The organism is Streptomyces sp. NPDC058683, assembly GCF_042716195.1.
GTDB lineage: Bacteria > Actinomycetota > Actinomycetes > Streptomycetales > Streptomycetaceae > Streptomyces.
The window spans coordinates 146,666-161,418 of record NZ_JBHXSK010000002.1 but is presented as its reverse complement, the minus strand read 5'-3'; the positions used below and the strand labels follow the sequence as shown (position 1 = coordinate 161,418).

Sequence of the window (14,753 nt, the reverse complement as noted above, 5' to 3'; positions counted from 1 at the left end):
CGTGACACGCAGACTTCACGAATGGCATACGCGCGTCACGGGGCCGGACATGGCTCCGCCCCGGCGGGCGGGTGCCTGCCGGGGCGGAGACTTCATACGGACCCCTGGGGTCCGGGGTGTCGGCTCAGAGCGCCGCGAGCGCCGCGTTCCAGGTCGCCGACGGGCGCATGACCGCGTCCGCCTTGGCCTTCTCGGGCTGGTAGTAGCCGCCGATGTCGGCCGGGGAGCCCTGGACGGCGAGCAGCTCGTCGACGATCTGCTGCTCGTCGGCGGCGAGCGACTCGGCGAACGGCGCGAACGCCTTGGCCAGGTCGGCGTCGTCGGTCTGGGCGGCCAGCTCCTGCGCCCAGTACAGGGACAGGTAGAAGTGGCTGCCGCGGTTGTCGATGCCGCCGACGCGACGGGTCGGGGACTTGTCCTCGTTGAGGAAGGTCGCCGTGGCGCGGTCAAGGGTGTCGGCCAGCACCTTGGCGCGGGCGTTGCCGGTGAAGTCGGCGTACTGCTCGAAGGAGGGGACGAGCGCGAAGAACTCACCGAGGGAGTCCCAGCGCAGGTAGTTCTCCTTGACCAGCTGCTGGACGTGCTTCGGCGCGCTGCCGCCGGCGCCCGTCTCGAACAGGCCGCCGCCCGCCATCAGCGGGACGACCGACAGCATCTTGGCGCTGGTGCCCAGCTCCAGGATCGGGAAGAGGTCGGTCAGGTAGTCACGGAGCACGTTGCCGGTGACGGAGATGGTGTTCTCGCCGCGGCGGATGCGCTCCACGGACAGCTTGGTGGCCTCGACCGGCGCCAGGATCCTGATGTCCAGGCCCTCGGTGTCGTGGTCGGCCAGGTACTGGTTGACCTTGGCGATGAGCTGCGCGTCGTGCGCACGGCCCTCGTCCAGCCAGAAGACGGCCGGGTCGCCGGTGGCGCGGGCGCGGGTGACGGCCAGCTTCACCCAGTCCTTGATCGGCGCGTCCTTGGTCTGGCAGGCGCGGAAGATGTCACCGGCGGCGACCGGCTGCTCGATCACGACGTTGCCGGCCGCGTCGACCAGGCGGACCGTGCCGGCGGTGGCGATCTCGAAGGTCTTGTCGTGGGAGCCGTACTCCTCGGCCTTCTGCGCCATCAGGCCCACGTTCGGGACCGAGCCCATGGTGGACGGGTCGAAGGCGCCGTTGACCCGGCAGTCCTCGATCACGGCCTGGTAGACACCGGCGTAGGAGGAGTCCGGGATGACCGCGAGGGTGTCGGCCTCCTGGCCGTCCGGGCCCCACATGTGGCCGGAGGTGCGGATCATGGCCGGCATCGAGGCGTCGATGATGACGTCGGAGGGCACGTGCAGGTTGGTGATGCCCTTGTCGGAGTCGACCATCGCCAGGGCCGGGCCCTCGGCGATCTCGGCGTCGAAGGAGGCCTTGATCTCGGCGCCCTCGGGCAGGTTCTCCAGGCCCTTGAGGATGCCGCCCAGACCGTCGTTCGCGCTGAGGCCGGCCGCCTTGAGGGTCTGGCCGTACTTCGCGAACGTCTTCGGGAAGAAGACGCGCACCACGTGACCGAAGATGATCGGGTCGGAGACCTTCATCATCGTGGCCTTGAGGTGCACGGAGAACAGGACGCCCTCCTGCTTGGCGCGGGCGATCTGCGCGGCCAGGAAGTCGTTGAGCTGGGCGACGTGCAGCACGGAGGCGTCGACGACCTCGCCCGCCAGGACCGGTACGGAGTCCTTGAGGACGGTGGTGGTGCCGTCCTCGGCGACCAGCTCGATCTTCAGGGCGCCGGCCTCGGAGATCACCACGGACTTCTCGGTGGAGCGGAAGTCGTTCTCGCCCATGGTGGTCACATTGGTCTTGGACTCGGAGGTCCAGGCACCCATGCGGTGCGGGTGGGTCTTGGCGTAGTTCTTCACCGAGGCGGGGGCGCGGCGGTCCGAGTTGCCCTCACGCAGGACCGGGTTCACGGCGGAACCCTTGATCTTGTCGTAGCGGGCGCGGATCTCGCGCTCCTCGTCGGTCTTCGGGTCGTCCGGGTAGGCCGGCAGCGCGTAGCCCTTGCCCTGGAGCTCGGCGACGGCGGCCTTCAGCTGCGGGATCGACGCCGAGATGTTCGGCAGCTTGACGATGTTGGCCTCGGGCGTCTTGGCCAGGTCGCCCAGCTCGGCCAGGGCGTCCGGGATGCGCTGGTCCTCGTTCAGGTACTCCGGGAAGTGGGCGATGATGCGCCCGGCCAGCGAGATGTCGCGGATGTCCACGGCGACACCGGCCTGCGAGGCATACGCCTGGATCACCGGCAGGAACGAGTGCGTCGCCAGGGCCGGGGCCTCGTCTGTGTAGGTGTAGATGATGGTCGAGTCAGTCACCGGGTGCTCCGCTCCACGTCTGCAACATTGCTCGACATCAAGATATCTCGTGAACGACCCGGGCTCGACAGGGGTCCGCGACTCGGAAGATCCGATGGTCATACGACGGGCAACCGGATCGGTCAAAAGGGTGGTCATGACAAGCGAGCCACCATCGACCGGCGGCCGGACCGACCAACCGGCTGCCCGAGCGAAAGCGGACCATGAGAAATCGCACCAGAGTGACGGCCCCGGCGGCCGCCCTGCTCGGCACGGCGACCGCACTGGCCACGGGCACCCCGGCCCTCGCGCGTCCCTTCTCCGCGGGGGAGAAAAGCGGCGACGCGGGGGCCGGGGGCAGGACCCCCGCCCCGGGCCCCGAGACCCTCGGCGACCCCGTCTACCCGGCCCTCGGCAACGACGGCTACCGGGTCCACGCCTACGACCTCGACCTCGCCTACGACGCCACGACCCGCCTGGTCGACGGCACCGCGACGCTGCGCGTCCGCACCACGCGGAACCTGTCCCGCTTCTCCCTGGATGCGCTCGGCCTCGACATTCGCTCCGTGCGCGTCGACGGCCGGAGCGCCGCCTTCGAGCAGGCCGACGAGAAGCTGCGGATCACCCCGGCCCGCCCGCTCCGGGAGCACGACCACGTCACCGTGTGCGTGGAGTACGGCGCCGATCCGCGCCGCACCCTTGCGCACACCGCCTGGGTGCCCACCCCGGACGGCTTCGCCGTCTGCCCGCAGCCGGACTCCGCGCACACCGTCTTCCCGTGCAACGACCACCCCTCGGACAAGGCGGACTTCACCTTCCGCATCACCGTTCCGAACGGCCTGCGCGGGGTCGCCAACGGCCTGCCGACCTGCACCGAGAACCTCCCCGGCGACCGGACGGCCTACTCGTACCGGTCCCGCTCCCCGATCGCCACGGAACTCGTCCAGATCACCGTCGGCGACTACGTGATCAAGGACCGGCGGGGCCCGCACGGCCTGCCGCTGCGGGACGTCGTCCCGGTCGCCCGGGCCGCCGCCCTGGAACCGGCGCTGGCCCTCACCGCGGGCCAGGTGGCGTGGCTGGAGGACCGGCTCGGCGTCGCCTTCCCGTTCGAGACGTACGGCCTGCTGCCCTGCAACTCCGACGACCCGAAAGCCTTCGATTTCACCGGGCTGGAGACCCAGACCCTCACCCTCTACAAGCCGAACTTCCTGCTCCAGGAGGAGGCGAAGATCGGCTCGCACATGATGCACGAGCTGGTCCACTCCTGGTTCGGCAACCTGGTCTCCCCCGCCTCCTGGGCCGACCTCTGGCTGAACGAGGGTCACGCCGACTTCTACGGGCTGCTCTACCGCTACGAACGCGGCTGGCCGGACTCCCTGGGCATGACCACCATGGAGGCCCGGATGAAGGACACCTACGCCCGCGGCGACCAGTGGCGCCACGACTCGGGGCCGGTGGCCGCCCCGAACGCGGTGAACCTCTTCGACAACCAGCGCTACCTCGGCGGCGTCCTGACGCTGTACGCCTTCCGCGAGCTGGTCGGCGAGGCCGCCTTCCACGCGGTGGAGCGCACCTTCCTGGACCGCTTCCGGCGCCGCTCGGCGTCCACCGAGGACTACATCGCCGTCGCCGCCGAGGTATCCGGCCAGGACCGCTCCGGATTCCTCCGCGACTGGCTCTACGGCACCACGACCCCGCGGATGCCCGGCCACCCCGACTGGACGGTCACCCCGGTGACGCCGTCCCCGGCCACCCCGCCCAGCCTGCGCGGCGGCCACCACCACGACAACTCGGCCACCCTGTAGAGGCGAACGGCAGGGGGCTAGTCGGTGCGCGGCAGACCCGACGGCAGGTCGTCCGTGACGCGCTGCTGCGGAATCACCACGGCCCCCTGCTGGAGCGCCACCGTGCGGGTCGGGGCCGGGATGCGGATGCCCTCCTCGCGGTAGCGGCGGTGCAGGCGCTTGATGAACTCGTGCTTGATCCGGAACTGGTCGCTGAACTCCCCGACGCCCAGGATCACCGTGAACCCGATCCGCGAGTCGCCGAAGGTGTGGAAGCGGATGGCCGGTTCGTGGTCCGGGATCGCGCCGGTGATCTCGGTCATCGTCTCGGCGATGACCTCCTGCGTGACCCGCTCCACCTGGTCCAGGTCGCTGTCGTAGCTCACGCCCACCTGCACCAGGATCGTCAACTGCTGCTCGGGACGCGTGTAGTTGGTCATGTTCTCCTTCGCGAGCTGGCCGTTGGGGATGACCACCAGGTTGTTGGAGAGCTGACGGACGGTCGTCTGCCGCCAGTTGATGTCCACGACGTAGCCCTCCTCGCCGCTGCTCAGCCGGATGTAGTCGCCCGGCTGTACGGTCTTGGAGGCGAGGATGTGGATGCCCGCGAAGAGGTTGGCCAGGGTGTCCTGGAGCGCGAGTGCGACCGCGAGGCCGCCGACGCCCAGGGCGGTGAGCAGCGGCGCTATGGAGATGCCCAGCGTCTGGAGCACCACCAGGAAGCCGATCGCCAGGACCAGCACCCGGGTGATGTTCACGAAGATCGTGGCCGACCCGGCGACCCCGGAACGGGACTGGGTGACCGACTGCACCAGGCCGGCGATCACCCGCGCCGCCGAGACCGTCACCGCGAAGATGAGCAGCACCTTCAGGCACTGGTCGGTGTGGTGCTGGACGGTCCTGGTCAGCGGCAGCACCGCCGCCGCGGCCGCCGCGCCGCCCGACAGCGCCGCCCACGGGACCACCGTGCGCAGCGCGTCCACGACGACGTCGTCACCGCTCCAACGGGTCCGCTTCGCGTGCTTGGCCAGCCAGCGCAGCATGCCGCGTGACAGAAAGGCCAGCAACAGGCCCGCCGCCAGGGCGATGCCGGCCAGGACCAGGTCATCGACGGTGAGCGCTCGGTCCACCGGTTACCTCCCATTCGGTTGTGCAACCGCTCATCCTGCCGTATCCGCGGAACCGGATCCGCACAGAGGTTCGCACCGCGGCTCCGTCCGCCGGGACTGCACTGAATCTGTCCGGCTCGAACTGCCGCCACACCGCGCCTGGTTGACGCGGCCCGCCGTACGACGGCAGGCTGTCGCGCAGTGATCACCAGGGAGGCTCGATGACAGGTCCGGTGCTCGCCGTCGACCAGGGCACGTCCGGTACCAAGGCCCTGGTGATCTGTCCCGAACGGGGCGTCATCGGCACCGGATTCGTCGCGATAACACCCCGGCACCTGCCCGGCGGCCTGGTGGAGGCGGACCCCGAGGAGCTGTACGACTCGGTACTCGTCGCCGGCCGGCGGGCGCTCGCCGAGGCCGGCGAACCGGTCACCGCGCTGGGCCTGGCCAACCAGGGCGAGACCGTGCTGGCCTGGGACCCCGGCACCGGGCGCCCGCTCACCACCGCGATCGTCTGGCAGGACCGCCGGGCCGAGACCGTCTGCGCCGAACTGGCCGAAAACGCGGACGAATTACGGGAACTCACCGGACTGCCCCTCGACCCCTACTTCGCCGCGCCCAAGATGGCCTGGATCCGCCGCCACCTCACCACCGAGGGGGTCGTCACCACCACCGACGCCTGGCTGGTCCACCGGCTCACCGGCGCCTATGTCACCGACGCCGCCACCGCCGGCCGCACCCAACTCCTCGATCTGGACCGGGTGCAGTGGTCACCCCGCGCCCTCGACCTCTACGGGCTGTCCGCCGAACGTCTCCCCGAGATCGTCGACAACTGTCAACTCGTCGGCACGACGAAGGAGTTCGGGCGCGAGATCCCGCTCACCGGACTCGCCGTGGACCAGCAGGCCGCCCTCCTCGCCCAGCGGATCACCGGTCCGGGCGGCGCCAAGTGCACCTACGGCACCGGGGCGTTCCTGCTCGCGCACACCGGCGACACCCCCCGGCACAGCACCTCCGGACTGGTCAGCTGTGTCGCCTGGCGCCTCGCCGGAGAGACCGGCTACTGCCTGGAGGGCCAGGTGTACACGGCCGCCTCCGCCGTACGCTGGCTCACCGACCTCGGCGTGATCTCCGGCGCCGCCGACCTCGACCGGGTCGGCGGCACCGTCCTCGACTCCGGCGGGGTCACCTTCGTCCCCGCGCTGGCCGGGCTCGCCGCTCCCTGGTGGCGCGGCGACCTGCGCGGCTCGCTCACCGGGCTGGGCCTCGACACCGGCCCCGGGCATCTGGTGCGTGCCCTGTGCGAGGGCCTCGCCGCCCAGGTGGTGGAACTCGCCGAAGCCGCCGAGACCGACCTCGGCACCCCGCTGACCGCGCTGCGCGTCGACGGCGGACTCACCCGCTCGGCGCTGCTCATGCAGATCCAGGCCGACCTGCTGCAACGCCCGGTCGAGGTGTCCACGCTGCCCGACGCCACCGCCCTCGGGGTGGGCGCCCTGGCCTACCTCGGCACCGACCCCACCGACTTCCTGCCGGACGGAGGACCGTCCGCCGTCTACGAGCCGCGCATCTCGCCGGGCGAAGCCGCCGACCGCCTGGGCACCTTCCGGGCAGCCGTCGCCGCCCTGCTCGCACGCGCCGGAGCCGGAGCCGGAGCGCCGGGGTGACGGTCACCGCCGACGGGCCGCTGCCGGCCGCCCCGTACGACGTGACGGTCGTCGGCGCCGGGGTCGTCGGCAGCGCGATCGCCCGTGAACTGGCCCGTCACCCGCACCTCGACGTCGCCCTGGTGGAGGCCCAGGACGATGTCGGCGAGGGCACCTCGAAGGCCAACACCGCCATCCTGCACACCGGTTTCGACGCCCACCCCGGCACCCTGGAGGCCCGCCTGGTCCGGGCGGGCTCCCGGCTCCTCGCCGCGTACGCCGCCGAGTCCGGCATCCCGGTCGAGCCGGTCGGCGCCCTGCTGGTGGCCTGGGACGAGGAGCAGCGGTCCGCCCTGCCGGGCCTCGCCCGGCAGGCCGTACGCAACGACCACCACGACACCCGCCTGTTGACCGCCGCCGAGCTGTACGCCCGCGAACCCCACCTCGGCCCCGGTGCGCTCGGCGCCCTGCACGTACCCGGCGAGAGCATCATCTGCCCCTGGAGCACGACCCTGGCCTACGCCACCCAGGCCGTGCGGGGCGGCGTCGACCTCCACCTCAACTCCCGCGTGGCACAGGTGAGCCGGCACGACGGCGTGCACACCCTGACCACCGCGCGCGGCCCCCTGCACACCCGCCACCTCGTCAACGCGGCCGGTCTGCACGCCGACACCCTCGACCGTCTCCTCGGCCACCGCGCCTTCACCGTCACCCCGCGCCGCGGCCAGCTGATCGTCTACGACACGTTCGCCCGCGAGCTGGTCCGGCACATCCTGCTGCCGGTCCCCACCGCCCTCGGCAAGGGCGTCCTGGTCGCCCCCACGGTCTACGGCAACGTCCTGCTGGGCCCCACGGCCGAGGACCTCGACGACAGGGCCGCCACCGGCTCGACCGCCGAGGGGCTGGCGGTCCTGCGCGAGAAGGGCCGCCGGATCCTGCCCGCGCTCCTCGACGAGGAGGTCACCGCCGTCTACGCCGGTCTGCGCGCGGCCACCGAGCACGACGACTACCGCATCTCCGCCCACCCCGAACAGGCGTACGTCACCGTCGGCGGCATCCGCTCCACGGGCCTCACCGCCTCGCTCGCCATCGCCGCCCATGTCACCGGACTGCTGCGGGACTCGGGCCTCGACCTGAGGGACCCCGTCGACCTGGAACCGGTCCGGATGCCGAACCTCGGCGAGGCCTTCCCCCGCCCCTACCAGCGCGGCGGTGACGTCATCGTCTGCCACTGCGAGCGCACGACCCTCGGCGAGATCCGCGCCGCCCTCGCCGCGACGATCCCGCCGCGCAGCCTCGCGGGCCTGCGCCGCCGCACCCGGGCCGGGGCGGGCCGCTGCCAGGGCTTCCACTGCGGGGCCGCCGTACGCGACCTGTTCGAGAGGGCCGGGCACACCCGATGACCGTCGAGCGCCGGGTCGATGTCCTGGTCGTCGGAGCCGGTCCCGCCGGTCTCGCGGCCGCCGCCCGGCTCGCGGTCGCCGGAGCGGGCCGGGTGGAGGTGCTGGAGCGGGACCAGGAGGCCGGGGGAGTGGCACGGCACTGCGCCCACGGCGGATTCGGCACCTGGACCCGGCCGTTGACCGGAGCCGCGTACGCCCGCCTGCTCGCCGAGGCGGCCGTGCGGGCGGGCGCGGTGGTCCGTACCGGAGTCACCGCCCTGGACTGGGCCGGGCCGCTCTCCCTGACCACCGTGGGCGAGCGGGGCCCGGAGACGGTCACCGCGCGGGCCGTGGTGCTCGCCACCGGCGCCCGGGAACGCCCCCGCACGGCACGGCTGATCCCGGGCACCCGGCCCGCCGGGGTCTACACCGGAGGAGAGCTTCAGCAGGCGGTGCACCGCTACCGGCAGCCGATCGGCGGGCGGGCGGTGGTGGTCGTCGGGGCCGAGGACGTGTCGTACGCGGCCGCCGGGACGGTACGGGCCGCGGGCGCCGAGGTCGTCGCGATGCTCACCGACCGGCCGAGCGCCGCCTCCGTCCGTGCCGTGGACGCCCGGCTCCGCTCCCGCGTCCCGCTGCTCACCGGCACCACGGTCACCGAGATCCTCGGCCACGGACGGCTGTCCGGCGTCCGCATCCGGCACCTCGACGGGCGTATTGGAGTCCTGCCCTGCGACACGGTCGTCTTCACCGGGGACTTCGTCGCCGAGGACGAACTGGCCCGCCGGGCCCGGATCACCCTCGCCCACGGGCCGGGCACCGACCGCCCGGGTGTCTTCGCCGTCGGCGGTCTGCCGCACCCGGGCCAGGACGCCCGGACGGCGGCCCTGGAGGGAGCCCGGGCGGCCGGTGCGGTGCTGGAGTGGCTGGTCAGCCGCCCGTGAAGGACCCGTGCCGGCCCGCTCCCGCCGCGAAGCGTGCCGCGCCCTGGAGACCTTCCGACAGCACGTCCATGCCGTACTGGATCTCACCGAGCATCGCCGCCGGTTCGTCCAGCCCCTCCTGGTCCAGCACCGAGGCCCGGTCGCTGCGCAGGCAGGCCTGCGGGAAAGCGGCTATGGACGCGGCCAGTTCCTCCGCCGCCTCGCGGGACCGGCCCGGCGGGACCAGGCGGTTGGCCAGACCCATCTCGTACGCCTCGGGGGCCGGGACCGGGCGGCCGGTCAGGATCAGGTCCATGGCCCGGCCGGTGCCGATCAGCCGGGGGAGCCGTACCGTGCCGCCGTCGATCAGGGGTACGCCCCAGCGGCGGCAGAAGACGCCGAACACCGCGTCCTCCTCGGCGACCCGCAGATCGCACCACAGGGCCAGCTCCAGGTCCCCTGCCACGGCGTGCCCGGCGATCGCCGCGATCACCGGCTTGGACAGCCGCAGCCGGGTCGGGCCCATCGGGCCGTCCCCGTCCTCCGCCACCCGGTTGCCGCGCTCGCCGCCCATCGCCTTCAGGTCCGCGCCCGCGCAGAAGGTGCCGCCCTCACCCCACAGCACCGCCACCCGGGCCTCGTCGTCCGCCTCGAACTCCCGGAAGGCGGCGACCAGTTCGGCCGCCGTCGGTCCGTCCACCGCGTTGCGGACCTCGGGCCGGGAGAGCACGACCGTGGTGACAGGACCCTTGCGTTCCAGGCGGACCGGCATGTGTTTCCTTCCGTCGGAAGGCCATCCGGACTCAGATGACCTTCAGTCGCACCAGCGCTCCCAGTGTCAGTGCTCCCGGCAGCAACGGCACCCACACGGTGATGATCCGGTACGCGAGGACGACGGCCGTGGCGACCGCCACCGGACCGCCCGCGGCCACCAGCGCCACGATCAGCGCCGCCTCCACCGAACCCAGGCCGCCCGGCGTGGGGATCAGCGCGACGGCGACCGTGGCCGCGAGATACGCCAGCGCCATGTGCGCGGGCGGCACCGGCAGGCCCAGTGCCTGCCCCACCGCCACCAGACCGGCCGCCTGGAGTGCGGGGAAGGCGAGCGAGCCGCCCCACAGGGCCAGCGCCCGGGACGGACGCGTGTGCACCGAGCGGGCCTCGTTCAGGGCGGAGCGCACGAAACGGAACACGGGCTCGCGCACCCGCCGTACGAGGAACAGCGCGGCCAGTGCCACGGCCACCAGCGCGCCGGCGATGGCCAGGAGCGGTCCCACCGTCCCGTCGGGGAGCAGGCTGCCGAGGTGCAGTGCGTCCGGGAAGGCCACGAAGAACACGGCCATCAGGCCCACCCGGGCCACCGACTCGGCGAGCAGATACAGGGCGAGCGCCGCCGAGGAGGTGGCCAGCGGCACCCCGCACACGGTCATGAACCGCAGGTTGACCGCGCCGGAGCCCAGGCCCGTCGGGAGCAGATGGTTGGCGGAGCCGGCCGCGAGCTGGGTCGCGAGCAGCCGCCAGCGGGGCAGTTGCTGGACCACCGCGCCCTGCCGGGTGAAGGCCGCGGCCACCCAGGTCAGACAGGTGGCGGCGCCCGCCGCCAGCAGCCAGGGCCAGGAGGCGTCACGGAGGTGGCCGAAGCCCTCGACGAGGACCGACCAGTGCTGCACCGCGATGGCCGCGACGAGCAGGAGCGGAATCAGGGTGAGGATGTGCCGCCAGGGGACACGGCGGGCGAGCCGGGGGAGACGGCCCGCACGGAAGCCGGGGATTCTTACCGCTGTCACACCGGGAGAGGTTTTCCGCGCCGCGCCAACGGCGGGTGGCGGAAGAGGAGACGCCGGATGACGGCCGGGAAGCGGGTGAGGGGGGAGGCTCATCTGGGCTTTCGCAGAGGCCTGCGCAGGGGCTTTCGCAGGGGCTTTCGCAGAGCCGGGCGGGGCCTTCGGGAGGCTCATCGGGTCCTTCGTACGGGGGGGACGGCGAGCGGACATTGACCTCAACGGAGCTTGAGGTCCTACGTTCTCCCTCATGAGTATGGAGACCACCGCCTGGGCGCAACTGCACAGCGTGATGACCGCCCAGCAGGAACGCCGCCCGTTCGACCGGGCCACCCTGCGCCGTATCGCCGCCTTCGCCCGCCCGCACCGGCGCGGCATAGTCCGTTTCGTCCTGCTCGGGGTGGTGACGGCCCTGCTCGCCGTGGCGACCCCGGTGCTCGCCGGCCATGTCGTCGACGCGATCGTGTCGGGGCACGACACCGGCACGGTCGTACGGCTGTCGCTGCTGATCGCGGCGGTCGCGGTCGTGGAGGCGGCGCTCGGGGTGCTCGGGCGGCGGCTCTCGGCGACGCTCGGCGAGGGACTCATCCTCGACCTGCGAACGGCTGTGTTCGATCATGTGCAGCGCATGCCCGTCGCGTTCTTCACGCGTACTCGTACGGGAGCGCTGGTCAGTCGTCTCAACAACGACGTGATCGGCGCCCAGCGCGCCTTCGCCAACACCCTCTCCGGCGTGGTCAGCAACCTGGTCACGCTGCTGCTGACCCTCGTGGTCATGCTGACCCTGTCCTGGCAGATCACCCTGCTCGCGCTGGCGCTGCTGCCGCTGTTCGTGGTGCCCGCCCGCCGGATGGGCGGCCGGATGGCCAAGATGCAGCGCGAGGCCGCCGCGCTCAACGCGGCCATGGGCACCCGCATGACGGAGCGCTTCTCCGCACCGGGCGCCACCCTGATCAAGCTCTTCGGCCGCCCCGAGGAGGAGTCGGCGGAGTTCTCGGCACGTGCCGCCCGGGTCCGGGACATCGGGGTGCGCACCGCCACCGCCCAGTCGGTGTTCATGACCGCGCTCACCCTGGTCTCCTCGCTGGCGCTCGCCCTGGTCTACGGCCTCGGCGGCTGGTTCGCGCTGCGCGGCACCCTGGAGCCGGGCGCCGTCGTCTCCCTCGCCCTTCTCCTGACCCGGCTGTACGCCCCGCTCACCGCGCTCGCCGGCGCCCGTGTCGAGGTGATGAGCGCACTGGTCAGCTTCGAGCGGGTCTTCGAAGTCCTCGACCTGTTGCCCCTGATCGAGGAGAAACCGGACGCCCGCGAGGTCCCCGAGGGCCCGGTGGCCGTCGAGTTCGAGGACGTCCGCTTCGCCTACCCGGCCGCCGACCAGGTGTCCCTCGCCTCACTGGAAGAGGTCGCGACCCTGGACGGCCGCGGCGGCGCCGAGGTCCTGCACGGCATCTCCTTCCGCGCCGAACCCGGCCGCACCGTCGCCCTGGTCGGCTCCTCGGGCGCCGGCAAGTCCACCATCGCCCAGTTGCTGCCGCGCCTGTACGACGTCGGCGAGGGCGCCGTGCGCATCGGCGGCGTCGACGTCCGCGACCTGACCGCCGGCTCCCTGCGGGCCACCCTCGGCATGGTCACCCAGGACGGCCACCTCTTCCACGACAGCGTCCGCGCCAACCTGCTGCTCGCCCGGCCGGCCGCCACCGACGAGGAGTTGTGGGACGCCCTCGGCCGGGCCCGCCTCGACGAGGTCGTACGGTCCCTGCCGGACGGCCTGGACACGGTGGTCGGCGAGCGCGGCTACCGGCTCTCCGGCGGCGAGCGGCAGCGCATGACCATCGCCCGGCTGCTGCTGGCCCGCCAGCGCGTGGTCATCCTCGACGAGGCCACCGCCCACCTGGACAACACCTCGGAGGCGGCCGTCCAGGAGGCTCTCACCGAGGCGCTGGAGGGGCGCACGGCCGTGGTCATCGCCCACCGGCTGTCCACGATCCGGGCCGCCGACCAGATCCTGGTGGTCGAGGCCGGCCGGATCGTGGAGCGCGGCACCCATGAGGAACTCCTGCGGGCGGACGGGCGGTACGCCGAACTGCACCGCACTCAGTTCGCGGAAGTGACCACCCCCTGACGGAGCGTTCACATCATCGTCACGTTTTCCTATGAGTCGCGGAGGGGAGCGCTCCCCTACTTGACGACTGTGGTCCGGACCTTTAGCTTCACGCCTTAAACAAAGCCTCACGTGTGTAGCCAACACCCAACTGACCAAAGGGTGTTGGATCACACCGTGCTGCCACCCCCCGCGTGAAAGGCCACCCCCCGCATATGGCCAGACCTCTGCCCACGGCTGTCTCGATAGCCGCGTTGACCCTCTCCGCAGGCCTGCTCACCGCCGCTCCGGCGCAGGCCGCCACCGGCACCATCACCGGCCTCGCCGGCAAGTGCCTCGACGTCGCCGGCGCCAGCTCCGCCGACGGCACGGCCGTCCAGCTCTACGACTGCAACGGGACCTCTGCCCAGCAGTGGACCCGCGGCAGCGACGGCACCCTCCGCGCCCTCGGCAAGTGTCTCGACGTGACCGGCAATTCGACCGCCGACGGCGCCAAGCTGCAACTGTGGACCTGTAGTGGCGGCGCCAACCAGCAGTGGACCGTCTCGTCCGCGAACGACATCGTCAATCCGCAGGCGAACAAGTGCATGGACGTCACCGGCAACACCTCCGCCAACGGCACCCGGATACAGATCTGGACCTGCGCGGGCACCGCCAACCAGAAGTGGACCGCCCCCGCGGCCGACGGCGGCGGCACCACCCCGTCCTCGCCGATGGCCGTGGCGCCGTACCTGTACAACGGCTGGGGCGACCCGCCGAGCCCGACCACGATCACCAACGCGACCGGCGTGAAGTACTACACGCTCGCGTTCGTCCTGAGCAACGGCTACTGCAACCCGCAGTGGGACGGCAGCCGGGCGCTGACCGGCGGCGTCGACCAGAGCACCATCAACACCGTGCGCGCCAACGGCGGTGACGTCATCCCGTCCTTCGGCGGCTACAGCGGCAACAAGCTGGAGAGCTCCTGCTCCAGCGCGAGCGAGCTGGCGGCGGCCTACCAGAAGGTCATCAACGCCTACGGCGGTCTCAAGGCCATCGACATCGACCTGGAGGCCGACGCCTACAGCAACGGGACCGTGCAGCAGCGGACCGTGGACGCGCTGAAGACCGTGAAGGCCAACAACCCCGGCCTGAAGGTGTACATCACCATCGGCACCGGCCAGAGCGGCCCCGACACCAGCCTGATCAACCGGGCCGCGTCCTCCGGGCTGACCGTCGACGCCTGGGCCATCATGCCGTTCGACTTCGGCGGCGCGGGCCAGAACATGGGCAACCTCACCACCCAGGCGGCCGAGGGGCTCAAGAACGCGCTGAAGAACGCGTACGGCTACAGTGACGACACGGCCTACCGGGACATGGGCATCTCGTCCATGAACGGCATCACCGACAACAGCGAGACCGTGACGGTCGCCGACTTCCGGACCATCCTCGCCTACGCCCAGCAGCACCACCTGGCCCGGCTCACCTTCTGGTCCGCCAACCGCGACCGGCCCTGCACCGGCGGCTCCGCCGACAGCTGCTCCGGCGTGAGTCAGGGCAACTGGGACTACACCCGCGTCTTCTCGGCCTACACCGGCTGAGTCACGGTGTGCGCCGACTGAGTCACGGCGCACACCGGCCCGGCTCGACTCGCGCCGGCCGAGCCGGGCCGCACCCCACCCCCCTCAGCAACTCAGGCTAGGAGAACCCGTGTTCCGTCATCTA

9 protein-coding genes and 1 pseudogene are annotated in these 14,753 nt (G+C 71.9%); 6 read left to right on the top strand and 4 right to left on the bottom strand.

Annotated elements, in window-relative coordinates; translation table 11 throughout:
* Positions 1-124 precede the first annotated feature (124 nt).
* Complete coding sequence (locus ACFWXC_RS02825) at positions 125-2,341, bottom strand: NADP-dependent isocitrate dehydrogenase (RefSeq protein WP_384471943.1); 2,217 nt, start codon at positions 2,339-2,341, stop codon at positions 125-127.
* A gap of 203 nt (positions 2,342-2,544) precedes the next feature.
* Here ACFWXC_RS02825 and ACFWXC_RS02820 point away from each other — a divergent pair, with 203 nt between their 5' ends.
* Entirely contained in the window at positions 2,545-4,128 is a 1,584-nt protein-coding gene (locus ACFWXC_RS02820; RefSeq protein ID WP_384471940.1) for a M1 family metallopeptidase, read from the top strand.
* Positions 4,129-4,145: 17 nt separating this feature from the next.
* Here ACFWXC_RS02820 and ACFWXC_RS02815 read toward each other — a convergent pair whose 3' ends face one another.
* Positions 4,146-5,237, bottom strand: coding sequence for a mechanosensitive ion channel family protein (locus ACFWXC_RS02815; RefSeq protein ID WP_384471937.1), 1,092 nt, complete (start codon positions 5,235-5,237; stop codon positions 4,146-4,148).
* 200 nt (positions 5,238-5,437) lie between these two features.
* On the opposite strand from ACFWXC_RS02815, the gene ACFWXC_RS02810 reads away from it, so the two are divergent.
* The 3 genes and pseudogenes from ACFWXC_RS02810 to ACFWXC_RS02800 form a co-directional block, all read left to right on the top strand.
* A complete protein-coding gene (locus ACFWXC_RS02810) occupies positions 5,438-6,883 on the top strand; it encodes an FGGY family carbohydrate kinase (protein ID WP_384471934.1) in 1,446 nt (481 codons plus the stop codon).
* On the top strand, positions 6,880-8,265 hold the full coding sequence (locus ACFWXC_RS02805) for an FAD-dependent oxidoreductase (RefSeq protein ID WP_384471931.1): 1,386 nt from the start codon (positions 6,880-6,882) through the stop codon (positions 8,263-8,265). The genes ACFWXC_RS02810 and ACFWXC_RS02805 overlap by 4 nt, the downstream gene beginning before the upstream one ends.
* A pseudogene (locus ACFWXC_RS02800) lies at positions 8,262-9,173 on the top strand (NAD(P)/FAD-dependent oxidoreductase); the annotation flags it as partial. The gene ACFWXC_RS02805 and the pseudogene ACFWXC_RS02800, both read left to right, overlap by 4 nt.
* A gap of 1 nt (position 9,174) precedes the next feature.
* Here the strand turns inward: ACFWXC_RS02800 and ACFWXC_RS02795 are convergent.
* Together ACFWXC_RS02795 and ACFWXC_RS02790 are read right to left on the bottom strand one after the other, a co-directional pair.
* Positions 9,175-9,939 carry a crotonase/enoyl-CoA hydratase family protein gene (locus tag ACFWXC_RS02795; protein ID WP_384471928.1) on the bottom strand — a complete coding sequence of 255 codons (765 nt, stop codon included), beginning with the start codon at positions 9,937-9,939 and terminating at the stop codon, positions 9,175-9,177.
* 31 nt (positions 9,940-9,970) lie between these two features.
* Positions 9,971-10,954 carry a YbhN family protein gene (locus ACFWXC_RS02790; RefSeq protein ID WP_384471925.1) on the bottom strand — a complete coding sequence of 328 codons (984 nt, stop codon included), beginning with the start codon at positions 10,952-10,954 and terminating at the stop codon, positions 9,971-9,973.
* Positions 10,955-11,204: 250 nt separating this feature from the next.
* On the opposite strand from ACFWXC_RS02790, the gene ACFWXC_RS02785 reads away from it, so the two are divergent.
* Positions 11,205-13,070 (top strand): ABC transporter ATP-binding protein, encoded by a 1,866-nt coding sequence (locus tag ACFWXC_RS02785; RefSeq protein ID WP_384472525.1) that lies wholly within the window; start codon positions 11,205-11,207, stop codon positions 13,068-13,070.
* A 194-nt stretch (positions 13,071-13,264) separates the two neighbouring features.
* Entirely contained in the window at positions 13,265-14,629 is a 1,365-nt protein-coding gene (locus ACFWXC_RS02780; protein WP_384471920.1) for a lectin, read from the top strand.
* Positions 14,630-14,753 lie beyond the last annotated feature (124 nt).